A 23,829-nucleotide genomic window follows, 5' to 3' on the forward strand; every position below is an offset into this window, starting at 1 on the left:
ACGGACATGGACACGACCTGGTACGTACTCCTGGCCCTGCTGCTGTTCGGCGCGGCGCTGGCCCTGCTGGTGTCGCAGAGCCGCGCGGCCAACCGCGAGCAGCACCTGATCGAGCAGCGCCTGGGCGCCGCCGCGCAAGGCAACGAGGACACGGCGCGCTGGGGCGCCCGGGCCATCGAACGGTTCGGTGACGGTGCGCTGGGGCGGCGCCTGCACCTGCGCGACCAGGAGGTCCACGACCTGCTGGCCCGCGCCGGCTGGAGCGGCAACCTGCCGCGCAGCCTCTACCAGGCCGCACAGCTGGCCTCGCCGCTGCTGGCCTGCGCCCTGGCGGGGCTGGTCGGCCTGCTCAGGGGCGCCGCCCTGGACGACCTGCTGCTGCCGCTGGCGTTCGCCGCCGGCATCGGCTTCCTGCTGCCCAAGCGCGTGCTGGCGCACCTGGCGGACAAGCGCTGCCGGCGCCTGGCCGACGAGGTCATCGTGTTCATCCAGCTGATCCGCATCCTCTTCGACACCGGCCTGACGGTGGAGCAGGCGCTGCGGGTGGTCCGCCTGGAGGGCCGCCACATCGTGCCGGTGCTGGCCGGGGAACTGGACCTGGTGCTGGCCCACGCCGACAGCGGCCTGGACCTGGCCGACGAGCTGGAACAGCTGGGCAGGCGCCTGCAGGTGGCCGAGCTGAGCGACTGCTGCGGCGTGCTGCGCCAGATGCTGCGCCAGGGCGGCAGCGCGCGCGCCTCGCTGGCGGCGCTGAAGGCACTGTTCGAGGACCGCCGGCTGACCTCGCTGCAGGAAAAGATCAGCAAGCTGTCGGCGAAGATGAGCCTGGTGATGATCGCCCTGCTGTTCCCGGCGCTGCTGATCATCCTGGCCGGGCCGGGGTTCATGGCCATCACCAAGGCACTGGGGGGAATGTGATGAAGACGTTGTGCTTGCTGGGCCTGCTGGGCCTGGCACTGGGCGGTTGCGTCAACCTGCCGGACAACCTCGCCGACGGCCTGGCGGGCATCGGCCAGCGCTGCGGCGGCCAGTTGAGCCAGACCCAGGAACTGCAGCTGGACATGGCCCGCGACATGCTGCGCGAGGGCCGCCTGCACGCCGCCCTGGCGCACCTGGAGACACTCCCGGCCGACTCGCTGGAGGTGCGCGAAAGCAAGGCCACCGCGCTGCGCCGCATCGGCAGCCCGCTGGCCAAGGCGGAATACCAGGGCCTGCTCGGCACCTGCAAGGCCGGCGAGGCGCACCACGGCCTGGGCCAGATCGCCCTGCGCGAGGGCCGCATCGCCGAGGCCGAGCGCGAACTGCGCGAGGCGGCGCGGTTGCAGCCCACCGACCGGATGATCCGCAACGACCTGGGTGTGGTGCTGCTGCGCAAGGGCGACCGCGCGGGCGCGCGCTTCGAATTCCTCACCGCCCTGGAACTGGACGGGGACGACAAGCTGCCGGCCTCCAACCTGCTCAGCCTGCTGCTGCTGGAAGGCAGGAACGCCCAGGCCACGGCGCTGGCCGAGAAGGCGCGGCTGACCGACGAGCAGGTACGCCAGGCCCGCCAGCGCGCCGACGCGCTCCGGGCCGGCGCCGCGCCGCCGCGGGTGGTGCAGGCGGCGGACAGTGCCAGCGTGGCGCAGGTCCAGGTGCAGGCGCAGCCCCTGCCCAGGCCGCTGGTGGAACAGCAGACAAGGTAATCGACGGCGGGTGCCCGGCCACAAGACGGCCAGGGCCCGCGATGGAAGCGGAGAGTAGCTATGAAACGGATCATCCTCACGGGCCTTCTGCTGGCCGCCCCCCTGTCCCTCGGCGCCACTGAATCGGTGCGCTCGCAACCGGCCGGCAGCACCCGCGACCAGTGGGAAGTCGAGCAGTGGCTGCAACTGCAGCGTAGCGGCCGGCAGGCCTCGGCCAACCACCAGGCCGCCACCCCGGCCGAGCGCGACCGCGCCTACCGGCGCTACCTGGACAGCTACAGCCACCCGATCCCCGAGTACCTGCTGGACGAGAGCCGGGGCTTCAGCACCGGCAGCAAGTGATACCCGACGTCAAGGAGATGTCCATGTTCGGCAAGCGGCAGCGCGGCGCGATCGGTGTGCTGGCGGCATTGACCCTGCTGTTGGTGCTGATCTGCATGGCCCTGGTGGTGGACACCGGGCGCCTGTACCTGGAGCAGCGCAAGCTGCAGCGGGTGGCCGACATGGCGGCGCTGGAGAGCGCCACCCAGAGCGGCATGTGCGCCGCCCCGGGCAGCGTCGACGTGCAGGCGCTGGCCCTGGCCAGCGCGCGGCGCAACGGCTTGCCCGACGACGGCCGGCTGGTCGCGAGCCTCGGCGACGTGGACTTCGACGCCAGCGGCCGGCAGCGTGTCTTCCGCGCTGCCAACACCAGCTGGAACGACTCGGTGCGCGTCGTCGCCAGCCGCACTGTGCCCTCGAGCCTGCTGCTCAACGTCGCCGCGGTGTTCGGCGCCGGGACGCCGACCCAGGTCACCCTGCAGGCCCAGGCGGTGGCCAGGCGCCAGGCGCTGGCGGGGCTGTCGGCGGGCAGCGGCCTGCTGCGCCTGGACAGCACCAGCTCGCCCTTGCTCAATGCCCTGCTCGGCGGCCTGCTGGGCACCACCCTGAACCTCGACGTGGTGACCTACCAGGGCATCGCCGGGGCCAACGTCAACCTGCTAGCCCTGGGCGAGCAACTGCAGGCTGCCGGCGTCGACCTCAACCTCGGCTCGGTCGACAGCCTGCTGGACGCCGACGTCAGCGTGGCGCAGCTGCTCCAGGCCGCCATCGACGCCGCCGACGCCTCGCAGGTCGCCGGCGTCAACCTGGCCCTGCTGCGCAGCGCGCTCGCCAGCATCAAGGTGCCCTCGGCGAACCTCAGCCTGGGGCAGATCATCAGCGTCGTCGCCCCGGACAGTGCGCGCGACGCGGCCCTGGGCGCCGACGTCAACCTGCTGGACCTGCTGATGGCCACGGCGCTGGTGGCCAACAAGGCGCATGCGCTGGCGATTCCCGGCCTGACGCTGAACGTGCCGGGGGTGACCAGCCTGACGGTGAAGCTCACGGTGATCAGCCCGCCGACCATCGCCATCGGCTATCCGGGCAAGAATGCCAACGGGCAATGGCGGACCCAGGCCAACTCGGTGCAGGTGGCCCTGAACGTCGTGGCGGACGTGGACCTGCTCAAGCTGGGGCTGGTCAACGCCCACGTCGACCTGGGCGCGACCGTGGCCCAGGGGTACGCGGCCCTGGACAGCATCACCTGCGGTGGCGCCCGGAACGCCTCGCGGGTAGCGGTCAAGGCGCAGCCCGGCGTGGCGGCAGTGGCGCTCAACGACCTGAGCGTGAAGCTGCTGGGCAACGGCCAGGCCTACCTGGCCAAGGTGTCGGTCAATACCAGCAAGGGCACGGTGGCGCTCGCAGCCCCCGGCGAGCAAGCGCTGACCTTCGACATCGCCTCGCCGGCCGATCTGCCCAGCGCCGTGCAGCGCGTGCAAAGCCCCCTGGACGCCTCGCTGGCGGCGGGTATCGCCAGCCTGTCGCAGAACCTGCACCTCTCCGTCGAGCTCAACACCCAGGGCCTGCTGTGCAAGGCGCCCCTGGTCGGCTGGCTGCTCTGCCCACTGGGGAAACTGCTCGACGGCGTGGTCGGCGGCCTCGTCAATTCGCTGGCCGACCTGACCAGCCTGCTGACCCAGGCGCTGGCCTCGGTGCTCGCCAGCCTGGGCAGCCAGCTGATCGACCCGTTGCTGCAGTTGCTGGGCATCCAGACCGGCACCCTCGACGTGCGCATCATCGACTTGCGGACACCGGGCGCCGCGCTGGTGATCTAGGCAACAACGACTCTACGGGGGAACCCATGCAGCAGACACACCCAACCCGCCAGCGCGGCGCCGTGACCATCGAGTTCGCCGCCACCTTCATCCTGTTCTTCACCGTGTTCTACGGCGTGCTGGCGTACTGCATACCCCTGCTGGTGCTGCAGTCGTTCAACGATGCCGCGGCCGCCGGCGCGCGGGTGGCGGTGTCGGTGAACGATACGCTGGGTTCGCAGCAGTACCAGGCGGCCCTGCAGGACACCGTGGCCCAGGCCGTGGCGGACCGCCTCGGCTGGATGCCGAGCCGCTGGTACACCGGCTGCAGCGGCGGCAAGTTCGTCGCCACGCCGGTGGCCGAGGGGCGCTACACGCGCATCACCGTCTGCGTGCGCTACCCCGCCGATGGCGCCCCGCTGGTGCCGGTGCTGACGCTGCCGGGCATCGGCCCGGTGCCGCGGTTGCCCGCGGTGCTGCAGGCCCAGGCCAGCCTGCTGCTGTGAGGTCGACGATGCTGGGTCTGTTCCGTGGCCATTCCAACGACAAGGCCGCCCCGGCGCCGGACAGTGAGGCGCCGATGCCCCGACAAGACGTGCAGAGCGGGCTCTGCGAGCAGTTCTGGCAGTGGAGCCAGGAGCACTGGGACCTGTGCATCGAGCTGGACGCCGAGGACCGCGTGCGCCGCCTGGGCGGGCGCCGTGCCCGCTGCCTGGCGCCGCCACGGCATGCCGATGCGGCGTACCTGGGCGACTACCTGGAGCGCAGGTCGCGCCCCGCCGGCCCACCCCTGGAGGTGCGCCAGGCCGGGCAGGTGGACCTGGCCCTGCGCAGCCTCGACCAGCAGCCGCTGGTCTTCCGCGTGCAGGTCAGCCCACTGGCCGGCCGCGGCTGCTTGCTGCTGGGCACCGACATTTCCGACCTGAACTGGCAGAGCGACAGGGAAAAGTCGCAGATGCAGTGTTTCAACGTGATCAAGCTGCTGCTCTCCAGGCTCGGCCACGTCGCCCTGGCCGAGCTGCCGGGCGCGGTCGGCGAAGCGCTCGAGGTCATGGCGAACAGCTTCCGCCTGCAGTCCATGGCCCTGGTCCTGGCGCAGCCGGGCGGTGGCGGGCGGGTGTTCGCCAGCTTTGTCCGCCCGGGCGCCGGCAGCCTGCTGCGCGAAGGCCTGGCCTTGCCGGATTGCGGGCTCGCCGCCCTGGCCGACAGCACCCTGCTCGGCGCTGACGGGCCAGGCTCGGCACTGCTCAGGCAGCTGTGCTGCGAGCACCTGCAGGTCGTTCCGGCGACGCTGCAGGGTGGGCAGGTGGCCTGGCTGATCGGCGAGCCGGAGGGCCTCGACGAGAGCCGCGCGGGACTCTCGCCCGGCGACTGGCAATGCCTGGCCGAGCAACTGGCGCTGCAGGTCTTCGGCCGCCTCGAGCGCAAGCGCCTGCGCGACGGCCTGCACCGGCTGAACCTGCTGGAGAACATGGTGCAGGGTGGCTACTGGCGCTATGACGCGGCGCGCGAAGGCTTCGAGTTCTCCGCCGCGGTGGCGGCCATCCTGGAGCTGCCGGACGGGCAGACGCGCTTGTCGCTGGAGGAACTCCTGCAGCGCTTCCACCCCGCGGATGCCGACGAGCTGCTGATACGCCTGCGCCAACTGGGCCCGGAAGGGGAGCTGAAGCTGGACCTGCGCCTCTGCCCGGATTCCTGGACCCAGGTGCGGCGCTGGCTGCGCCTGCAGGGCCGCCGGCAGGGCGGCATGGACAACGGCTTCCTCGGCGGCGTGCTGCTCGACGTCAGCGAGGCGCGGCAGCAGGCACAGCAGGCCGAGGCCACCCATGCCCGGCTGCGCAACCTGATCGACAAGGCGCCGGTGGTGATCTATGTGCAGCGCGTGGAGAACGGCCAGCTCATTCCGGAGTTCTACAGCGAAAGCGCCGGCAACCTGCTGGGCCTCGACCTGCAGGCGAACAACTGGCAGGCCCTGGCCGAGCGCGTCCACCCGGACGACCTGGGCAGTTTCTTCGAGCGCGGCCGCACGCTGCTGCGCGAAGGGCGCGTCAACGCCGAGTACCGCCTGCGCGATGGCGCCGGGCAATGGCACTGGCTGTACGACGAGGCCAAGCTGCTGCGCGACGTGCAGGGCATGCCGCGGGAAGTGGTGGGCCTGTGGCTGGACGTGACCGAGCGGCACCAGGCGGCGCTGCGCATCGCCGAGAGCGAGGAGCGCTACCGGATGCTGGTGGAGGACTCGCCGGCGCTGATCTGCCGCTACTCGGCCAGCCTGGCGTTGACCTTCGTGAACCAGACCTTCGCCAGCTTCCTCGGCGAGCCGGTGGACGAGTTGCTGGGGCGCCGCCTGGACTACTGGCTGTCCGAACGCGACTGCAGCGCGCTGCGCGCGCGCCTGGTCGAAGGCGCCGGCAGCGGCGCCGAGGAATCCTGGGAGCTGCGCTTCAACCTGCCCGGGCGGGAGTGCCGCTGGCTGATCTGGAGCGACCGCCTGTTGTTCGACGAGCAGGGCCGGCTGCGCGAAGCCCAGGCGGTGGCGCGGGACAACACCTCGGTGCGCCACTCCCAGCAGCAACTCGCCCAGGGCGCCAAGATGGCCGCCCTGGGGCAGATGGTCAGCGGCATGGCCCACGAGATGAAGCAGCCCCTGCACGTCATGCGCCTGGCGCTTTTCAATGCCTGGCAGCGGCTGGACGACCCGCAGTACCTGGGCGAAAAGCTGAAGCGGGTCGATGCGCAGGTCGACCGCCTGACCCGCGTGGTCAACCACATGGGGGTGTTCAGCCGCAAGTCCGACCTGGACATGGCCCCGTTCGACCCCCATGGCTGTTGCGAGGCGGTGGTGCTGCTGCTGGGCGAGAGCATGGCCCAGCAAGGCATCGCGCTGGAACTGGCGGTGCCGCAGGCGCGCCCGCAGGTGATGGGGTTCGCCGACCAACTGGAGCAGGTGCTGGTGAACCTGCTGGCCAATGCCCGCGACGCCTTGCTGGAAAAGCGCGAAGGCCCCCGCTGGATACGCCTGGGCCAGCAGCCTTGCGCCGAACCCGGCTGGCTGGAGCTGCACGTGTGCGACAGCGCCGGCGGCATCGAGCCGGCGCTGCTCGAACGCATCTTCGAACCCTTCTTCACCACCAAGCCGGTGGGGCAGGGGACCGGGCTGGGGTTGTCGGTGAGCCACGACCTGATTCGCAACATGGGCGGCAGCCTGTGCGTCAGCAACGCCGAGGCGGGGGCGCTGTTCGTCATCCGCCTGCCACTGGCGGAGGGTTGACGGGGGCGAACGAAAGTTCGCTCCCTGTGGTTTTTCAGGAAGTTCGGAAGTTGGTTGGCAGGGCTCTTTCAGCGAGGGCCCGAGGCTGTAGAGGTTTATCGAAGATAAACAACGCTTGGCTGCGAAGATATATAGAGCGAGGGCTCTACCATGCTTTTTGCGATCCTTGCTGGCGTGCTCGTGGTTATCGTCCTGGAATTCCTGCGGGTATTGAGAAGTTCCACCCGCAGGCGGCGGCGCGATGCCGGGGACGAATGAGCGCAGCGGGGGCGGGGAGCCATCCCGGCGGCGGGGATGGCGGCATGTTCATGGCGTGGGGAGCAGCCTGGAAGGCCGCGCAGGGCGGGATGCGAGGCGGGGCGACTAGTGGTGGGCGGTCCGGCGGAAGCGGAGCTTCTGCCAGCCGATGGTGCTTCTGAAGTTCCCCGTGTCACCCCACAGCCTGAAGCGCAGGCTGCGGTAGAGCGACGTGGGAACGGTGCAGCCGATCCTTCTCAAGTGGCCGTACATCCAGACCAGGCCCTGGTCTTCGTAGTTGGCGCTCGCTTGCATGACGGGGTTTTGTCCAAGGCACGTATAAATGGGATTTTATTGTTTTGATTATTCGTCGTGCCGGTTCTTTTGGGTATATCCATATGGTACTAGTTGTTTGGTCTAGGCATTGTTTGAATATCCACAAGTCATGAAATAGTTACGGTTTCCGGTGAAGTTGCCGAAGTTGCAGTGGCGCCTGGGCGAGGGGCGCCGCCCGGCGTCCGGTTCACTCCGGCGGGGCGAGCAGCGTGTCGATTTCGCGGAAGATCGCCTGCCATTCCTCCTCGCTCACCTCCATGAGGCCGAAGGAGCGCAGCAGGAAGGCGCCCTTGGCGGCGAGGAAGGCCAGGCGGGCGTTGCGGCTGCGCTTGTCCTCGCCGCCTTCCTGGATGAGCAGGGGGCGGTACCAGTCGCTGGACCGCTGGCGCAGTTCCTCCCGGCTGAGCATCGCCGCGAGCACGGCCGCGGCGCGCTTGCCCAGGGCTTCGTCGCTGGCGGCCATCAGCTGGACATGGGCGCGCAGGCTGTCGAGCGGTTCCGCTTCGTCTGGTGCGTTGTCGCGCACAGCCACCTCGAACTCCGCTTTCCATCGGTTGAACATGGCCTCGATCAGGCCATCCTTGGTGCCGAAGCAGGATTGCACGCCACCCTTGCTGATCCCGGCGGCCTTGGCCACCTCGCCGATGGACAGCGCCGCAACGCCTTCGCGCATGACTACGTCTTCGGCAGCATCCAGGACCTTGCCTCTATCAATGACGGGGCGTTTACTCATCAGGCCTCTTCTGCATTAGAATACGGTCGTATTTTAAGGTTGGCCAGCCGTGCGGCCGCCCGTGCCCGTTCTGTCCCGCTGTACCTGGCAGCCATGGGACGGCACGGCCCTTCTCGATTCGCAGCAGCCGCGAGAGCTGTGCGCTTCCGGTGATGGCCAGGGACCATAGCCGGCAGGGAGGCGGTGGCTTCCATTCCTGACCGATTCGTCAACGTTTGCCGCCCGCTCGGCGGGGGGCAAGTCATCAATGTTCATGGCAATGGCGATTTTTTGACATTGCCGGTCTTGCGGGTGGATGTCGCTCCCCATGTGGACGGAAGGCTGACGCTTTCACCCAATGGGGAAGCATAACGCGCCCAGCGGGAAAGGCACGTCAGACATGCTGGCAATTTACAGGCGCAGTTGCCGATGCCGCCTGGCGAGCCTTCGCCGAAGGCCGTCTCTGGATCGATGTATGGAAATGGAAAGCAGTACTTCCGCCGGTATCGCCTTCGCCAGACGCATTCATGCGCCACGCAGCCTGGGGTGCGGCCTCAGCTTCGTTTTCATCGCGGTGCTCGTCTATCCGGGCACCCCCCTGCTCTGGGCCTGGATGCTGGTCAACGGCTTCCTCTGGCCGGGCCTGGCCCGGGCCATCGCCGTGCGTGCCGCGGTGCCCTACCGGGCCGAACTGCGCAACCTGCTGCTGGATTCGCTGTTCGCCGGCGGCTGGGTGGCCGTCATGCACTTCAGCCTGCTGCCTTCGGCGCTGCTGCTGTCGATGGTCACTATGCACAACGTGGCGGCCAACGGGCCCGGCTTCATGCTCAAGGGCCTGCTGGCCAATGTCGCGGGCATGGCGGCGCTGGGGTTGCTGACCGGCTACCAGGTGGACCTGGAGACCCCCGGGCGGGTGATCTGGGCCTGCCTGCCGATGCTGTTCCTCTACCCGTTGGCGGTGGGCTGGACCAGCTACAGCCTGGCGCGCCGCCTGCACGCCCAGCGCCGCGCCTTCTCCCTGGTGGACTGCTTCGACCAGCAGCAACTGCTGCTGTCCTACGACGTCTGGCTGCACCGCCTGGCCCAGGAGTTCGGCCGCTGCCGCCGCGGCGGGCCGCGGGCGACCCTGGCGCTGATCCGCATCGACGACCACGCCCGCCTGCGCCTGCGCTACGGCAACCTCACCGCCGAGGCCCTCAGCGTGCGCCTGGGCCACCTGATCAAGGCCGAGGTGCGCAACACCGACCACGTGAGCCGCAAGCACCCGGACGAGTACCTGGTGCTGTTCCGCCAGACCCACGGCGCCGGCGCCCGGGCTTGCGTCGAACGCATCGCCCAGCTGTTCGGCAACTTCGACGGGGCGTCGCTGCCGCCGCTGTCGCTGAGCATGGGCCTGGCCGACTACTCGACGGACTTCGCCAGCGAGCACGACTGGATCGAGCAGGCCCGCCAGAGCCTGGCGCCCTGCGCGGTCGCCGAGGGCGCAGGCCCGTAGGCGCAATGTGGGTGGGGCCGCGTAGGGCGAATAACTGGCACCGATGCCGGCATTTTCCGGCTATCGCGGACAGAGTCCGCTCCTACAGGTTGCCCTGACGTCGTGCCCCTGTAGGAGCGCGCCCTGCGCGCGAATCGCGGGCAGGGCCCGCTCCTACAATTCCAGGGAAGCACGGTCGTAGGAGCGGACTCCGTCCGCGATAGGCCGGGCCCCGCCGCGAAATCGCGGATGAATCGGACGCGTACAGAAATCCTCAACCGTGCAGACGGCTGGTGTTCACCAGGTCCAGCGCCCGCGCACGCAACTGCCCGCAGCCACCGTCGACGTCCTGGCCGGCGCTGTTGCGCACCTTGGTCAGCACGCCGCGGCTGTGCAGGTAGCGCACGATCTCGACGATGCGCGCGCCGTCCGGGCGCTGGTAGGCGTCGCCTTCCAGGGCGTTGAAGGGGATCAGGTTGAGCACCGCGAACTTGCCCCTGAGCAGGCGCAGGATGCCATCCAGCTCGTCCTGGCCATCGTTCACGTCCTTGAGCAGCGTCCACTGGTACTGGATGGGGTAGCCGACCTGGCGGGCGTAGGCCTCGCCCAGTTCCACCAGTTCGTCCGGGGTGAGCTTCGGCGCCTTGGGCAGCAGGTGTTCGCGCAGGTCCGCGCGGGTGCTGTGCAGCGACAGGGCCAGGGCCGGTTTCACCCGTTGCCGCGGCAGGCGCTCGAACACCCGCGGGTCGCCCACCGTGGAGAACACCAGGTGCTTGTGGCCGATGCCGCCGTCGCTGCCGAGCACGTCGATGGCCTCCAGCACGTTGTCGAGGTTGTGCGCCGGCTCGCCCATGCCCATGAACACCACCTTCTTCACCCGCCGCAGGCGCCGCGCCAGCACCACCTGGGCGATCATCTCGGCGGCGCTCACCTGGCGCAGCAGGCCGCTGCGGCCGGTCATGCAGAAGCGGCAGCCCACCGCGCAACCGACCTGGCTGGACACGCACAGGCCCTCGCGCGGCAGCAGCACGCTCTCCACCATCTGCCCGTCGGCCAGGCTCACCAGCAGGCGCTCGGAACCGTCCCCGGCGGGGTGGCGGGAATGCAGGCGCGCCAGGCCTTCCAGCTGCGCCGCCAGTTCCGGCACGGCATTGCGCACCGCCAGCGGCAGGAAGTCCTCGCTGGCCTGGCGCCGGGTGCCGGCGTCCAGCGCGCGGCCCTGCAGCCAGGCACGCAGCATCCGCCCGCGGTGGCGGGGCAGGGCGCCGAGGTCGGCGAGGCGTTGGTCGAAGTCGGTCAGGCGCATGGGGCGCGCATGCTAACACCGGCGCCGGGCGCGGCGAAGGCGGGGCGACAGGCGCCGGTGCGTCATGGGCGCTTTCGCCTACGCTTCACCCCGTACCGCAACCAACCAGGGGGACATATGGCAGAGGACTTCGATTCCAGACGGCGCGATCTGATGCGCATGGCGGTAGTGGCCGTGGTGGCGGCGCAATTGCCGCGCCTTGCCGAGGCCGCCGGCGAGCCCGTGGAGCAAACCCCGCCGGCGACGAAGGCCGGCGCGCACACGGCGTTCGCCGCCCTCCGCCAGATCGATGCCGGGCTGCTCAGCGTGGGCTACGCCGAGGACGGCCCGGCCGACGGGCCGCCGGTGATCCTGCTGCATGGCTGGCCCTACGACATCTACGCCTTCGTCGACGTGGCGCCGTTGCTGGCGGCGCGCGGCTACCGGGTGATAGTGCCCTGGCTGCGCGGCTACGGCAGCACGCGCTTCCTTTCCGAACGGACGATGCGCAACGGCCAGCCGGCGGCGGTGGCCTCGGACATCATTGCCCTGATGGATGCGCTGAAGATCGACAAGGCCATCCTCGCCGGCTTCGACTGGGGCGCGCGCACCGCCGACATCATCGCCGCGCTCTGGCCGCAGCGCTGCAAGGGCCTGGTGGCTGTAAGCGGCTACCTGATCGGCAGCCAGGCGGCCGGCAGCAAGCCGCTGCCGCCGGAAGCCGAGTTCCTCTGGTGGTACCAGTTCTACTTCGCCACCGAGCGCGGCCGGCTCGGCTACCAGCAGAACACCCACGCCTTCGCCAGGCTCATCTGGCAGCAGGCCTCGCCGAAGTGGCGCTTCGACGACGCCACCTTCGAACGCAGCGCCAAGGCCTTCGACAACCCCGACCACGTCGCCATCACCGTCCACAACTACCGCTGGCGCCAGGCCCTGGCCGAAGGCGAGGCGAAGTACGACGAGCTGGAACAGAAGCTGGCCAAGGCCCCGCCGATCACGGTGCCCACCATCACCCTGGAAGGCGACGCCAACGGCGCCCCCCACCCGCCGCCCAGCGCCTATGCCGCCAGGTTCACCGGCAAGTACGAGCACCGCACGCTGAGTGGCGGCATCGGCCACAACCTGCCGCAGGAGGCGCCACAGGCGTTCGCCCAGGCGGTGGTGGATGTGGATAGCTGGAGGAAGTGATGGATGCTGGTGACTGAACCTCGCCGCTCCCTTGGATTGGAGCGGCAAGGCCTCAGCGCCGTTTGCTGGCCAGGTCGTAGATTTCGTTGTTGCGGCGTGCGCCCACCGCGATGATCAGTACTTCGATGCGCGGGCCGTCCACGCGGTAGACGATGCGGGTGTTGCCTACCCTGATCCTGCGGCAGCCGGCGAGGCTGCCCGCCAGGGCCTTGCCCAGCTTGTCGGGCTCGCCCTCGACGATGCGTTGCCCGATGACCTTGAGGATTCGCTGCGCCTCGACCCTACCGAGGCGCAACAGATCGTCCGTGACCGCTTCGTGATAGATGACGTTCCATGCCATGCGGCCTGGCCTTCTTCAGTCGGCGAAGCGAGCCACCATGTCCTCGTGGCTGATCGCCTTGCTTGCGTCGAAGCTGTCCAGGCGGTCACGGGCGACGCGCTCCACGCGCAGGTCTTCCAGTTCGTCGAGCAGTTCCTGGTAGGCCTCGACGTTGAGGATGACCGCAGCGGGTTCGTTGTCCTTGAAAACGACGAGCTTCTCGGTCTTCCGAGTCGCCACGTCCCGCAGCTTCGCACTGAAGCTTCGCGCCATGCTCGTGACGGACACCGCCTGATCAGCGCGGTCCATGAGTGCTGCCATTGCCTGGTCTCCCGTCGGTGGATCTTTCAGTGCTTTATTAGCCGGTTTATTTGGCTAATTGAAGTGTGTTGCATTATGCGCTGAATATTGTGCTTTTCAAGCTGTATGTCGGTGAGTGGCCAGGGGCGGCGTGCTGAGTATCCACGGAGCCTCCTGTTCGAGGGGAGGGTCGGGCTGGATTTGGAACTTTCCTACGGTTCTATCGGTGTCGCGCTACACCGGCGCGGCGGAAGGGCGCATATCTGGTCTAGTCTGCAGGTCTGCCCGTCGCTTTTCAGGAGGAACCCGCCATGCCGCGCCTTACCGCCCGCGATTTCCCGCCCGAGCTGCTGGAGCTGTACGACCACTACGCCCATGGCCTGATCAACCGCCGCGAGTTCATCCAGCGCGCTTCGCTGGTCACCGTCGGCGCGGCTGCGCTGCTGCCGGCGCTGAGCCCGGACTATGCGCTGGCCGAGCAGGTGCCGTTCACCGACCCGGACATCGCCCCCGAGTACATCGGCTACGACTCGCCCAGGGGCAATGGCCGGGTGCGCGCGTACCTGGTGCGGCCGGCCAGGGTTCAGGGCAAGGTGCCGGCGGTGCTGGTGGTGCACGAGAACCGTGGGCTCAACCCCTATATCGAAGACGTGGCGCGGCGGCTGGCCAAGGCCGGGTTCATCGCGCTGGCGCCGGACGGGCTCAGCTCCGTCGGCGGCTACCCGGGCAACGACGACAAGGGGCGCGAACTGCAGGCGAAGGTCGACCCCGAGAAGCTGATGAACGACTTCTTCGCCGGCCTGGAGTGGCTGATGCGCCACGAGGGCGGCACCGGCAAGGTCGGTATCACCGGGTTCTGCTATGGCGGCGGGGTGGCCAATGCGGCGGCGGTGGCCTACCCGGAGCTGGCCGCGGCGGTGCCTTTCTACGGCCGCCAGCCACGCAGCGAGGACGTGCCGCGGATCCAGGCGCCGCTGCTGCTGCACTACGCCGAACTGGACACGCGCATCAACGAGGGCTGGCCGGCCTACGAGCAGGCGCTGAAGGCCGCCGGCAAGACCTACCAGGCGTACATCTACCCCGGCGTGAACCACGGTTTCCACAACGACTCCACGCCACGCTACGACGAGGCTGCGGCCAGGCTCGCCTGGGGCACCCTGGCCTGGTTCCGCCGCTACCTGGCCTGACTGCGCCCCCGGCCGCAGCCTGTCGGTCAGGAAAGGCTTGCCCTGGCGGCTGGACGTGGCAAGCTAGCGGCCCTCCCGTCCACCCCCTTCCGCATCATGTCGCTCAATCGCAAAGTCGTTCTCGCGGGCGTGCTGATCCTGGCCTGGCTCGGCATCCTGTTCGCCGCCTTCTGGTCGTTCCACGGCCGCTACCTGCGCACCTATCCCGACACCACCCAGCTGTTCGATGGCCAGGCGCTGCAACTGCCGGCGCAACTGGCCGGCCCGGGGCCTATCCGCGTGGTGCACTTCTGGGACCCGGAATGCCCGTGCAACGTCGCCAACCAGCAGCACCTGGCCTCGTTGATCAAGCGCTTCGAGCCCCAGGGCGTGGACTTCTACGCCTACCGCAAGCCCGGCACCCAGGGCCGCCTGGCCAGCGAGCTGTGGGGCCTGAAGCCGCTGCCGGAATTCCCCTCGCCGCCGCCCATCGCCGCCAGCCCCTCGGTGGCGGTGTGGGACCGCGACGGCAAGCTGGCCTACTTCGGCCCCTACAGCGAAGGCGCCACCTGCACCTCGGCCAACAGCTTCATCGAGCCGGTGATCCAGGCGCTGGTCGAAGGCCGCCAGGTGAAGTCCCCCAGCACCCTGGCCACCGGTTGCTATTGCGACTGGTAACGACGTTGGGCGTGGCGTAGGGCGGATAACCGTTCGCGGTTATCCGCCGATACACCGAGGCCACCGCCAGCGCCCAGTTCAACCCCGGAGCCGCCGGGGATCAAGGTCAAACGGCGGATAACGCCGTAGGCGTTATGCGCCCTACGCCAGGCCCGACCGTGGCGTAGGGCGGATAACCGTTCGCGGTTATCCGCCGTTTGACCTTGGCCCCAGGCCGCGCCGGATTCGGACCCGAAGCTCCCGTTTCCAAGCGCTCCGGGCTTGACCAGGAGGCCAACGTCGAGATGGGTGTAACGGCGTACAACCGCGAACGGTTGTACGCCCTACAGCGTCAGCGTGAACCCCTCCACCAGCGCCCCCGGCAGCAACTGGGTGGCCGCGCTGCGGCGCCCGTAGGTGTTGGTGTCGATGCGCAGCGAGCGTTCGCGGGTGATGGCCTGCAGGTGCTCGCCGAGCAGGCTGTACAGGCTGGTGTCGAAGCGCATGCTGGCCAGGGGGGCGACTATCCGGCCGTCTTCCACCCAGAAGCTGGCGAAGCGCGTCATGCCGGTGATGCGCGCGGCGGCCAGGTCCGAGTAGTTCAGGTACCAGAGGTTGCCGATGTACAGGCCGGTGCCCAGGCGCGCCAGCACTTCGTCCTCGGGCAGGTCGCCGCCGGCCATGACCAGGGACCGCGGCATCTCGTGGCTGCCGGCGCCATAGGCGGGCAGGCCGAATTCCTTCGCCGAGCGCGGGCTGACCAGTTGCCCGACCATGCGCCCGCCGTCGATCAGCGTCTGGTCGCGGCGCAGGAAGCCGTCGCTGTCGAACAGTGGTTCCAGGCCGCTGCTGGCCGCTTCCTCCAGCCTGACCTGGGGCGACAGGCTGGCATGGCCCAGGTGCAGCGACAGCAGCGGGCTCTGGCGGGTGGCCAGTTCGCGGGCGGAGAAGCCGCCCCAGCACAGCAGCGAGACGATCTCTTCCAGCGCCGCCGGCGCCAGGTAGGCGCGGTAGGCTCCCGGCTGCAGGATGCGCTGCGGGCGTTGCAGGTATTCCAGCTGCTCGCGGGCGCGGGCGAAGGCCCGGCCGAGTTCGGCGGCGTCCCAGTCGCGGGCGGCGTAGGTGGTCTTCACCGCCTCGCCGTTGTCGGCGAACAGGCTCCAGTCCAGGCTGGCGCTGCCGCTGGTCTGCCAGCCGAAGCTGCCGCGGGTGTTGGCGAAGCCGCGGTACAGCGGGCCGCCGGCGTAGATGCCGACCAGGTCCAGGTCGCGCGCCTGGGCGTCCACCTGGTCGATCACCTCGCGCACTTCCGGCAACCGGCCGGGTGCTTCCTGGACGCTGGTCCAGGGCTCGTCCTCCAGCAGCAGGTAGGGGTCTTCCGGGATCGCCTCCAGGGTGCCGCGCAACTGCTCCAGGCCCTGTTGCAGGCGCAGGCGGTCCTGTTCCGCGGTGCCGGTGAGGCTCAGCTCCAGGCTGGCGTGGCGGGCGCCGCGGATCAGCCGCAGCTGCGCCTCGATCTGCAGCACGCGGGTGGCCTGGCGTACCCGGGCGTGGTTGAAGCGCACGAAGTCGGAGTCCTCGGCGGCGAGCCACAGGCTGAACTCCTCGTCGCCGCGCAGCCGGCCCTGCAGCCAGCCGGCGAGTTCGCGCAGGTGTTCGGGGGACAGTCGCAGATGCATCAGGCCTGCCCTCCGAACACGGTGACGCCCTTGAACACGCAGGCCGGCGAGGCGTGGCCGACTGTGATCGCCTGGTTGGGTTCGCCCTTGCCGCAGTTGGCGGTGCCCATCACGCTGAAGGTGGAGGCGTCGCCCACCGCGCCGAGGCTGCGCCAGAACTGCGCGGAGATGCCGCGGTAGTTGGGGTTGCGCACCACACCGGCGAGTTCGCCGTTGTCGATCAGCTGGCCCCATTCGCAGCCGAACTGGAACTTGTTGCGCGCGTCGTCGATGGACCAGGAGCGGTTGGTGGCCATGAGGATGCCTTTCTCGATGCCGCCGATCAGCTGCGCCAGGCTCTTGTCGCCGGGCTCGACGTTGAGGTTGGCCATGCGGTCGATGGGCGCGCGGTTCCAGTTGCAGGCGCGGCTGTTGGCGACGCCGGCGAGTTGGCTGCGGGCCTGGGACAGGGCGCCGCCGAGGGGGCGCTGGAGGATGCCGTCGGCGATCAGCAGTTGGCGCTCGGCGGGCGTGCCTTCGTCGTCGTAGGCGTAGCTGGCCAGTTCGTCGGGCACGTCCGGGGCGAAGCTGACGTTGAGCAGCGGCGAGCCGTACTGGTAGTGGCCGAACATGTCCGCGGTGACGAAGCTGGTGCCGGCGTAGTTGCGTTCGTCGCCGAGGATGCGGTCCAGCTCCAGCGGGTGGCCGATGGATTCGTGGATCTGCAGGATCATCTGGTCGGGCATCAGCAGCAGGTCGCGGGTGCCTTCCGGGGTGTTGGGCGCCAGCAGCAGTTGCAGGGCCTCGTCGGCGACGCGCGCGGCGGCGCCGGCGAAGCCGCTGTGCAACATGACCTCGGTACCGCCCTGGCGGGCCACTTCGAAGGTACGTGTCTGGCTCTGCTGGCCGTCGAAGGCGGTCACCGACAGCCAGGGGTAGAGGCGCTGGGTCTCGTGCAGCAGGTCGCTGCCGTGGCGGTCGAGGTACAGCTGGCGTTCGCGCACCACGCCCAGACTGGCGCTCCAGTCGACGATGCGTTCGTCACGGGGTACCGCGGCGCATTCCGCGCGCAGCAGGTCCAGCCATTGCGCCAGGTCCGGCAGCGGGGCTGCGAAATGCGGGCTGCTGCGCCGCTGCTGGCCGAGGTCGGCGCCGGCCTGGGCCGGGCGCGGCAGGGCGCGGGCGGCGATGCTGGTGGCGAGTTGGCGGGCACGTTCGAAGGCCTGGCGCAGGCCGTTTTCGCCAAGGTCGCTGGTGGCGGCGAAGGCTTCCACGCCGTCGACTTCGGCACAGAGCATCGCCCCCTGGTCGAGGCCGTGCCGCACCGGGTCGACCTGGTCGCGGGTCACGCCGCAATCCAGGCTGTGCCGCTGCACCAGGCGCAGGGAGCGGAACGCCGGGTCGCGGCGCTGGGCGGAAACGAAGTGGCGCAAGGCCGCGTGCAGGCTATCGGACATCCGGAGGCTTCCTGGAACGGTGAACCCCGGATTGTGCTCCCGCCCGGTTGCCGATTGCCAGCAACGCAAAGGGGGAGGGCAGGGCGTAGGGCGGATAACCGTTCGCGGTTATCCGCCGCTCGACCTTGTTCCCCGGCCGCTGCGGATCCGAACCCGAAGCCCCCGTTTCCGTACGCTCCGGTGCCGGGGCAACGGCGGATAACGCCTTAGGCGTTATGCGCCCTACGAGGGTGATCGGGGCGTAGGGCGGATAACCGTTCGCGGTTATCCGCCGTTTGACCTTGTTCCCCGGCCGCTGCGGATCCGAACCCGAAGCCCCCGTTTCCGTACGCTCCGGTGCCGGGGCAACGGCGGATAACGCCTTAGGCGTTATGCGCCCTACGAGGGTGATCGGGGCGTAGGGCGAATAACCGTTCGCGGTTATCCGCCGCTCGACCTTGTTCCCCGGCCGCTGCGGATCCGAACCTGAAACCCCCGTTTCCGTACGCTCCGGTGCCGGGGCAACGGCGGATAACGCCTTAGGCGTTATGCGCCCTACGGGTAGTGCTCGATCAGGTAGCGCAGCGACGCCGGCAGCATGGGCCCATGGCCCAGGCCGTCGAAGCGCTGGTACTGCACCTGCAGGCCCGGCACCTTCGCCAGGTTGGCGCTCAGCTCGCGGGCCGGGCGTTCGGCGTCGCCTTTCGCCGGGCCGCGCGGGTTGCCCGGTTCGTCGCCGCCGCGCATCAGCAGCAGGCGCGGGCGGCTTTCGCCCAGGCGCTGCTCCAGGCCCGCGGCTTCGCGGACGATGGCGCCGTCGTGCCACCACAGCGAGGGGCTGGCGGCGGCGTAGGTGCTGAATTCGCCGGGGCGGGTGAACAGCGCGTGGAGCACGGCCAGGCCGCCGTAGGAGTGGCCCCAGAGGGTCTGCCGGCTGGCGTCGATGGGGGCGACGGCGGCGACCATGGGGCGCATGCGTTGGCGCAGCAGGTCGAGGAAGGCATCGACGCCGCCGCTGGGCTGGCCGGTCAGCGGGTCGAGCTGCTTTGCCTCGCCGGGCAGCGGCGGGGTGTAGTCGTAGGTGCGGGCGTTGCGCTCGATGCGCTGGTCGGTCTGGTAGCCGACCGCGACCAGCAGCGGCGCCTGGCCGTCGGCGAGCTTCGCCAGGCCGGCGGCGTCGAGGGCGCCGAGGGCGGCGTTGCCGTCGAGCATCCACAGCACCGGGTAGCCGGCGGCGGGAGCCGGGCGTTCGGGCTTGCCGACCCACAGGCGGTAGTGGCGCCGGCCGTCGGCGGAGTCGAGTTCGAGGCGAGTGAAGCGGTAGGCCAGGTCCTGGCGTTGCAGCAAGGTGGTGTCCATCTTCTGGTCCGGCGCCGGTTGCGCCAGGGCCGCCTGGCTCGACGCGGCCAGTGCCAGCGCCAGGACCAGGGGCAGGGTGGTGGTTTTCATCAGGCGATCTCGTCTGCCGGCCCCCGCCGGGAGCGGGGGCCGGACGCTCCTCAGAAGGACGCGGTCAGGCTGGTGTACAGGGTGCGGCCGGGCTCGTTGTAGGTGGCGGCACCGGCACCGGCGATGTTGGTCACGCCCTGGGCGTTGCCGGCGCGGTACAGGCGCTTGTCGAAGATGTTGTCGACGCCGGCGGTGAGGCTGAGGTTCTTGCTGATCTTGTAGGTGCCGCTGGCGCCGGTCAGCGCATAGGGCGACAGCTCGTCGTTGGCGCTGCCGGTCACGCGGTTGCCCTGGTAGTCGTACTTCTTCGGCTTCTGCTTGCCGTACCAGGCCACGCTCAGCTGCAGCGAGAGGTCGTCGGTGGCCTGCCAGTCGAGCATGGAGTTGAGCGTGTAGTCCGGGATCACCGAGAGCACGTCGCCGGTTTCCTTGTTCTTCGACTGCAGCATGTAGGTGAAGTTGTTGGTCCAGGTCAACTGCTGCGCCAGGGGCACGGTGAGGGTGCCTTCCAGGCCCTCGACCAGCGCCTTGGGCACGTTCTCCCACTGGTAGATGGAGGCGTTGGCGTAGCTGCCGGTGCCGCCGCTGGCGCTGCCGATCGGGCTCAGGCCGGACTCGATCTTGTTCTTGTAGTCGTTGCGGAAGTAGGTCAGCCCGGCGACCCAGCCGTTGTCCTTGAACTCGATGCCCAGTTCCTTGTTGACGCTGGTCTCGGCCTTGAGGTCGGCGTTGCCCTGCAGGTAGCAGCTGGTGCTCTGCCCGTAGCAGCCCTGGCCGCGGCTGTAGAGCAGGTAGTTGGGGTTGAGCTGGTACAGGTTCGGCGCCTTGTAGGCGCGGGCGATGCCGGCCTTCAGGGTGAGGGTGTCGGTCAGCGCGTGGGACAGGTTCAGCGACGGGCTCCAGTTGTCGCCGACGATGTCGTGGTGGTCGAAGCGCAGCGCCGGGGTGAGCATGGTGCCGGGCATGATCTCGATGTTGTCTTCGGCGAACAGCGAGAAGATCTCCGCCGAGGAGCTGCTGTCGCGGCCGGTGCCGCTCAGGCCGGGCACGGAGCCGCCCTCGCTGGTGGTCTGGGTGTTGGCGCTGGGGTCGTCCAGCTCCTGGCGCGTCCATTCGCTGCCCAGGGTGAGGGTCTGGTTGCGCCAGGCGTACAGCGGCAGGTTGACCTCGCCGTGGGCGGTGAGGTCGCGCAGGGTCGAGGTGTAGAAGTCGGTGTTGCTGAAGATGCCCTCGGTGCCGCCGGCCAGGCCTTCGTTGATGCGCCGGTTGCGCGTCTTCTCGTACTGCAGGTAGGCCATGGAGGAGCCGAAGTCCCAGTCGCCACGGTGGGTCATCGCGTACGTCTCGCGGTACATGATGTTGGTCTCGTGGCCGAGCATGCTCTTCACGTTGGCGTTGCTGTTGGTGTTCTGGGTATCGCCGGTGTAGATGTTGCCCTGGCGGCTGAAGCCGGCCTCCAGCTCCAGCGTCTGCTCGGGCGTCAGGCGCCAGCTCAGCTGGCCGTTGACGTCCTTGTTGCGCACGCCTTCGCGGCCGGCGGGGAGGGTGCCGGCCTGGTTGCCGGTGCGCGCCGACTCGTGGCCCGAGTTGATGTCCCAGTCGTCGGCGTCGGTCTTGGCCACGTCGCCGTACACGCGGTAGCTGAGGGTGTCGGTGAGCGGGCCGTTGAGGCCGAAGCTCATGCGCTTGGTGGCGCCTTCGTCGCCGTGCTGCGGGAAGTTCTGGTAGAGGGTGAGGTTGCCGTGGGTTTCCTTGGCCGCCTGCTTGGTGATGATGTTCACCACCCCGCCCATGGCGCCGGAGCCGTAGCGCGCCGCCGCCGGGCCGCGGATGACCTCGATGCGCTCGACCTGGTCGGCCGGCACCCAGTTGGTGTCGCCGCGGGTGTCGCGCTCGCCGCGCCAGCCGTAGCGCACCGAGCTGCGGCTGCTGACCGGCTTGCCGTCGACCAGGATCAGGGTGTTCTCCGGGCCCATGCCGCGGATGTCGATCTGCCGGTTGTTGCCGCGCTGGCCGCTGCTGGAGTTGCCGGTCAGGTTGACCCCCGGCATGGTGCGGATGATCTGCGACAGGTCGTTGGCCGGCGGGCGCTTCTTGATGTCCTCGGCGGTGATGACGGACACGCCCGGGGCCTGTTTGGTCTCTTCCTGGGCGGTGGCGACCACGGTCTGGCTGTCCAGTTCGATGGGCTGCTCGTCCTGGCTGGCGGCGTGGACGGCGCTGGCCAGCAGGCAGCTGGACAGCAGCAGGAAGGGGACTAGGGGTTGGGCACGGGACGACATCTTCGATCTCCGGAAGTTCAGCCTGAAGGCGAGAGATCGAAGATGATAATTACTCACAATTGCGAGTAAAGCGCATTAACTTTCTAAACACTTTCGCCCGCCGGCAGCAGCAGGTGCAGGCAAAGGCCGGGGTGGGCGTTGGTCGCCCACAGCCGGCCGCCCTGCAGCTCGATGGCGCGGCGGGCGATGGCCAGGCCCAGGCCGAAGCCCGCGCCGCTGCCCTCCAGGCGCTGGTAGGGTTCGAAGATGCGCTCCAGGTCCGCCTCGGCCACGCCGGGGCCCTGGTCGCGCAGGCACAGGTGCCAGTGTTCGCCCTCGCGCCAGCCGTCGAGGCTGACGCGGCCGCCCGCCGGCGAATGGCGGATGGCGTTGCGCAGCAGGTTCTCCAGGGCCTGGGCCAGGCTGTCCAGGTGCACCTGCACGCAGCATTCGGTGCCCAGCGAACAGGGCAGGCGCGCCGGCTCCCAGCCGCTCTCGAAGCAGGCGTCCTCGCGCAGCGCCTCCCACACCGAGAGCACCAGCACCGGCTCGGTGGGCAACTGCGGGCGCTCGGTGTCCATCCAGGCCAGGTCCAGGGTGTCTTCCAGCAGCCGCTGCATGTCGGCCACCTCGCGGCCCAGGCGCTGGCGCAGTTGCTCCGGCGGCAGGTCGCCGTCGTGGGCGATGCGCAGCCGCGCCAGGGGCGTGCGCAGTTCGTGGGACAGGGTGCGCAGCAGCAGGCGCTGCTGGGCCAGGCTCTGGCGCAGGCGCGCGGCCATGTGCTCGAAGGCCTGGGCCAGCTCGCCCAGTTCGTCGCGGCGCTCCTGCAGGGGCAGGCCGGGGCTGTCGAGGTCGTCGGCGCGCAGGGCGTCGGCGCGGTCGCGCAGGCGGTTGAGCGGCACCACCAGGTGGCGGTACAGGGCCAGGCCCAGCAGCAGGGCCAGCAGGGTCGGCGCCACGCCGTGGGTGATGACGTGGGTCCAGGGCGTCAGGCCGCTGGGCAGCAGGCGCTCGGGCAGCTGGATGACCAGGCGGCCGTCCTCGGGGTGTTCGGGGAATTCGATGCTGACGTAGGGCAGCTCGTCCTGCAGGCGCCGGCTCATGGGCCAGTCGAGCTTGCGCATGAAGGTCAGGTGGCTGGCCTCCTCGGCGCTCAGCGGGGTGCTGCCGAGGCTCTCCAGGCGCGGGCCGATGAGCGCGGCCCAGGTGTCTTCCTCGCGTTCCAGCTGGCGGCGGAAGGCCTCGGCGCCGGCCGCGCCGCCCTCGCGCCAGGCCTGCTCGGCCTGCAGGGCATAGCGCGCCAGGTACAGGCGGTCGGCTTCGTCGAGGAAGTAGGTGCTGCGCTCCACCGACAGGCCCCAGTTCCAGATCAGCCAGGTCAGCGTCAGGCAGAAGCCCACCTGCAGCAGGGCCAGCTTCCACAGCAGCGGGTGGCGGCGCATCAGGCGCTGTCCGTTTCCACCAGCACGTAGCCCTGGCCGCGCACCGCCTGGATCTGCAGGTGCTGCGCGCCTATGGCGGCGAGCTTGCGGCGCAGGTTGCAGACGTGCACGTCCAGGCCGCGGTCCAGGCGGGTGTAGGCGCGGTGCAGCACGCTCTGGTAGAGGAAGGCCTTGCTCAGCGCCTCGCCGGGGTGCGCGCGCAGGGTCGCCAGCAGGCGGTACTCGGAGCCGGTGAGGCCGGCGGCGCGGCCCTGGTGGATGACGTCGCGGCTTTCGTCGTCGAGGGTCAGCGCGTCGCCCTGGGGCGCCTCGGCCTGGCGCCGGTCCAGGGCCACGCGGCGCAGCAGGGCGTCGACCCGGGCGTCCAGCTCGGCCAGGCTGAAGGGCTTGGGCAGGTAGTCGTCGGCGCCGCGGGTGAAGCCGCTGATGCGGTCCTGCTCGGCGCCCAGGGCGGACATCAGCATCACCGGCACGGTCTGCTGGCGGCGCAGTTCGTCGAGCAGGCTGAGGCCGTCGACGCCGGGCAGCATGATGTCCAGCAGCACCAGGTCGAAGCGGCCGTCACGCAGAGCGGCCAGGCCCTGAGTGCCGGTCTCGCAGGCGCGCACGGCGAAGCCGCGGCCCTGGAAGTGGCGTTCCAGGGCCGGGCGCAGGTGGGCGTCGTCTTCCACCAGGAGCAGCTTGGGTATCGCTGGATAGGCCATTGATGAGAACTCGATGCAATTGCGAATGATCCCATTGGCGGTGGGGGCGGAGCAATGGCTGGGTGCTGGCATTTCGTCGCATCTGAGTGCTGGGGGGAATGGGATGGTGCTTTTCGTAGGCGCGAGCTTGCTCGC

The 23,829-nt window shown here is 69.5% G+C and carries 20 protein-coding genes; 10 read left to right on the forward strand and 10 right to left on the reverse strand.

Annotation, left to right across the window (positions count from 1 at the left end):
* Positions 1-6: 6 nt before the first annotated feature.
* From VV867_RS11920 to VV867_RS11945, 6 genes are read left to right on the forward strand one after another with little or no spacing between them, the layout of a single operon-like run.
* The gene (locus VV867_RS11920; RefSeq protein ID WP_109936695.1) at positions 7-918 is read left to right on the forward strand and encodes a type II secretion system F family protein; all 912 of its coding nucleotides are present in this window, start codon (positions 7-9) and stop codon (positions 916-918) included.
* Complete coding sequence (locus tag VV867_RS11925; protein ID WP_328566473.1) at positions 918-1,685, forward strand: tetratricopeptide repeat protein; 768 nt, start codon at positions 918-920, stop codon at positions 1,683-1,685. The genes VV867_RS11920 and VV867_RS11925 overlap by 1 nt, the downstream gene beginning before the upstream one ends.
* Before the next feature lie 60 nt (positions 1,686-1,745).
* Positions 1,746-2,027, forward strand: coding sequence for a DUF3613 domain-containing protein (locus tag VV867_RS11930; protein ID WP_275627447.1), 282 nt, complete (start codon positions 1,746-1,748; stop codon positions 2,025-2,027).
* A gap of 23 nt (positions 2,028-2,050) precedes the next feature.
* Positions 2,051-3,820 carry a pilus assembly protein TadG-related protein gene (locus VV867_RS11935; protein WP_328566474.1) on the forward strand — a complete coding sequence of 590 codons (1,770 nt, stop codon included), beginning with the start codon at positions 2,051-2,053 and terminating at the stop codon, positions 3,818-3,820.
* Positions 3,821-3,846: 26 nt separating this feature from the next.
* Positions 3,847-4,305 (forward strand): TadE/TadG family type IV pilus assembly protein, encoded by a 459-nt coding sequence (locus VV867_RS11940; RefSeq protein WP_089394702.1) that lies wholly within the window; start codon positions 3,847-3,849, stop codon positions 4,303-4,305.
* Positions 4,306-4,313: 8 nt separating this feature from the next.
* Positions 4,314-7,070 (forward strand): PAS domain-containing sensor histidine kinase, encoded by a 2,757-nt coding sequence (locus VV867_RS11945; RefSeq protein ID WP_328566475.1) that lies wholly within the window; start codon positions 4,314-4,316, stop codon positions 7,068-7,070.
* Between the two features lie 760 nt (positions 7,071-7,830).
* Here VV867_RS11945 and VV867_RS11950 read toward each other — a convergent pair.
* A complete protein-coding gene (locus VV867_RS11950) occupies positions 7,831-8,376 on the reverse strand; it encodes a TetR/AcrR family transcriptional regulator (RefSeq protein WP_328566476.1) in 546 nt (181 codons plus the stop codon).
* Positions 8,377-8,836: 460 nt separating this feature from the next.
* On the opposite strand from VV867_RS11950, the gene VV867_RS11955 reads away from it, so the two are divergent.
* On the forward strand, positions 8,837-9,850 hold the full coding sequence (locus tag VV867_RS11955; RefSeq protein ID WP_328566477.1) for an MASE2 domain-containing protein: 1,014 nt from the start codon (positions 8,837-8,839) through the stop codon (positions 9,848-9,850).
* Positions 9,851-10,103: 253 nt separating this feature from the next.
* Here the strand turns inward: VV867_RS11955 and VV867_RS11960 are convergent, their stop codons facing one another.
* Positions 10,104-11,135 (reverse strand): RNA methyltransferase, encoded by a 1,032-nt coding sequence (locus VV867_RS11960; protein WP_328566478.1) that lies wholly within the window; start codon positions 11,133-11,135, stop codon positions 10,104-10,106.
* Between the two features lie 153 nt (positions 11,136-11,288).
* On the opposite strand from VV867_RS11960, the gene VV867_RS11965 reads away from it, so the two are divergent.
* A complete protein-coding gene (locus VV867_RS11965) occupies positions 11,289-12,302 on the forward strand; it encodes an alpha/beta fold hydrolase (RefSeq protein ID WP_328566479.1) in 1,014 nt (337 codons plus the stop codon).
* Between the two features lie 52 nt (positions 12,303-12,354).
* Here the strand turns inward: VV867_RS11965 and VV867_RS11970 are convergent, their stop codons facing one another.
* Together VV867_RS11970 and VV867_RS11975 are read right to left on the reverse strand one after the other, a co-directional pair.
* Entirely contained in the window at positions 12,355-12,642 is a 288-nt protein-coding gene (locus VV867_RS11970; RefSeq protein ID WP_328566480.1) for a type II toxin-antitoxin system RelE family toxin, read from the reverse strand.
* A 15-nt stretch (positions 12,643-12,657) separates the two neighbouring features.
* Positions 12,658-12,942, reverse strand: coding sequence for a Phd-YefM (locus tag VV867_RS11975; RefSeq protein ID WP_089394710.1), 285 nt, complete (start codon positions 12,940-12,942; stop codon positions 12,658-12,660).
* 290 nt (positions 12,943-13,232) lie between these two features.
* Between VV867_RS11975 and yghX the strand changes: the two genes are divergently transcribed.
* A complete protein-coding gene (gene yghX, locus VV867_RS11980) occupies positions 13,233-14,108 on the forward strand; it encodes a YghX family hydrolase (protein ID WP_328566481.1) in 876 nt (291 codons plus the stop codon).
* A 96-nt stretch (positions 14,109-14,204) separates the two neighbouring features.
* Complete coding sequence (locus VV867_RS11985; RefSeq protein ID WP_089394712.1) at positions 14,205-14,765, forward strand: DUF6436 domain-containing protein; 561 nt, start codon at positions 14,205-14,207, stop codon at positions 14,763-14,765.
* Between the two features lie 323 nt (positions 14,766-15,088).
* Here the strand turns inward: VV867_RS11985 and VV867_RS11990 are convergent, their stop codons facing one another.
* From VV867_RS11990 to VV867_RS12015, 6 genes are all read right to left on the reverse strand, one after another.
* Complete coding sequence (locus VV867_RS11990) at positions 15,089-16,423, reverse strand: TldD/PmbA family protein (protein ID WP_328566482.1); 1,335 nt, start codon at positions 16,421-16,423, stop codon at positions 15,089-15,091.
* Positions 16,423-17,859 carry a TldD/PmbA family protein gene (locus VV867_RS11995; protein ID WP_328566483.1) on the reverse strand — a complete coding sequence of 479 codons (1,437 nt, stop codon included), beginning with the start codon at positions 17,857-17,859 and terminating at the stop codon, positions 16,423-16,425. Before VV867_RS11995 ends, VV867_RS11990 begins: the two co-directional genes overlap by 1 nt.
* Before the next feature lie 534 nt (positions 17,860-18,393).
* Positions 18,394-19,287, reverse strand: coding sequence for an alpha/beta hydrolase (locus VV867_RS12000; RefSeq protein ID WP_328566484.1), 894 nt, complete (start codon positions 19,285-19,287; stop codon positions 18,394-18,396).
* A gap of 50 nt (positions 19,288-19,337) precedes the next feature.
* The gene (locus tag VV867_RS12005; RefSeq protein ID WP_275627436.1) at positions 19,338-21,569 is read right to left on the reverse strand and encodes a TonB-dependent siderophore receptor; all 2,232 of its coding nucleotides are present in this window, start codon (positions 21,567-21,569) and stop codon (positions 19,338-19,340) included.
* A gap of 83 nt (positions 21,570-21,652) precedes the next feature.
* Positions 21,653-22,990 (reverse strand): HAMP domain-containing sensor histidine kinase, encoded by a 1,338-nt coding sequence (locus tag VV867_RS12010; protein ID WP_328566485.1) that lies wholly within the window; start codon positions 22,988-22,990, stop codon positions 21,653-21,655.
* Positions 22,990-23,694, reverse strand: a complete 705-nt coding sequence (locus VV867_RS12015) for a response regulator transcription factor (protein WP_442965016.1) — start codon at positions 23,692-23,694, stop codon at positions 22,990-22,992. Before VV867_RS12015 ends, VV867_RS12010 begins: the two co-directional genes overlap by 1 nt.
* Positions 23,695-23,829: the final 135 nt, after the last annotated feature.

This window comes from Pseudomonas sp. JH-2, from assembly GCF_036231725.1.
Classification (GTDB): Bacteria; Pseudomonadota; Gammaproteobacteria; order Pseudomonadales; family Pseudomonadaceae; genus Pseudomonas; species Pseudomonas delhiensis.

Coding starts and splice junctions, on each gene's coding strand:
- VV867_RS11920 (WP_109936695.1), top strand. CDS start 7: ATGGACACGACCTGGTACGTACTCCTGGCCCTGCTGCTGTTCGGCGCG.
- VV867_RS11925 (WP_328566473.1), top strand. CDS start 918: ATGAAGACGTTGTGCTTGCTGGGCCTGCTGGGCCTGGCACTGGGCGGT.
- VV867_RS11930 (WP_275627447.1), top strand. CDS start 1,746: ATGAAACGGATCATCCTCACGGGCCTTCTGCTGGCCGCCCCCCTGTCC.
- VV867_RS11935 (WP_328566474.1), top strand. CDS start 2,051: ATGTTCGGCAAGCGGCAGCGCGGCGCGATCGGTGTGCTGGCGGCATTG.
- VV867_RS11940 (WP_089394702.1), top strand. CDS start 3,847: ATGCAGCAGACACACCCAACCCGCCAGCGCGGCGCCGTGACCATCGAG.
- VV867_RS11945 (WP_328566475.1), top strand. CDS start 4,314: ATGCTGGGTCTGTTCCGTGGCCATTCCAACGACAAGGCCGCCCCGGCG.
- VV867_RS11950 (WP_328566476.1), bottom strand. CDS start 8,376: ATGAGTAAACGCCCCGTCATTGATAGAGGCAAGGTCCTGGATGCTGCC.
- VV867_RS11955 (WP_328566477.1), top strand. CDS start 8,837: ATGGAAAGCAGTACTTCCGCCGGTATCGCCTTCGCCAGACGCATTCAT.
- VV867_RS11960 (WP_328566478.1), bottom strand. CDS start 11,135: ATGCGCCTGACCGACTTCGACCAACGCCTCGCCGACCTCGGCGCCCTG.
- VV867_RS11965 (WP_328566479.1), top strand. CDS start 11,289: ATGCGCATGGCGGTAGTGGCCGTGGTGGCGGCGCAATTGCCGCGCCTT.
- VV867_RS11970 (WP_328566480.1), bottom strand. CDS start 12,642: ATGGCATGGAACGTCATCTATCACGAAGCGGTCACGGACGATCTGTTG.
- VV867_RS11975 (WP_089394710.1), bottom strand. CDS start 12,942: ATGGCAGCACTCATGGACCGCGCTGATCAGGCGGTGTCCGTCACGAGC.
- yghX (WP_328566481.1), top strand. CDS start 13,233: ATGCCGCGCCTTACCGCCCGCGATTTCCCGCCCGAGCTGCTGGAGCTG.
- VV867_RS11985 (WP_089394712.1), top strand. CDS start 14,205: ATGTCGCTCAATCGCAAAGTCGTTCTCGCGGGCGTGCTGATCCTGGCC.
- VV867_RS11990 (WP_328566482.1), bottom strand. CDS start 16,423: ATGCATCTGCGACTGTCCCCCGAACACCTGCGCGAACTCGCCGGCTGG.
- VV867_RS11995 (WP_328566483.1), bottom strand. CDS start 17,859: ATGTCCGATAGCCTGCACGCGGCCTTGCGCCACTTCGTTTCCGCCCAG.
- VV867_RS12000 (WP_328566484.1), bottom strand. CDS start 19,287: ATGAAAACCACCACCCTGCCCCTGGTCCTGGCGCTGGCACTGGCCGCG.
- VV867_RS12005 (WP_275627436.1), bottom strand. CDS start 21,569: ATGTCGTCCCGTGCCCAACCCCTAGTCCCCTTCCTGCTGCTGTCCAGC.
- VV867_RS12010 (WP_328566485.1), bottom strand. CDS start 22,990: ATGCGCCGCCACCCGCTGCTGTGGAAGCTGGCCCTGCTGCAGGTGGGC.
- VV867_RS12015 (WP_442965016.1), bottom strand. CDS start 23,694: ATGGCCTATCCAGCGATACCCAAGCTGCTCCTGGTGGAAGACGACGCC.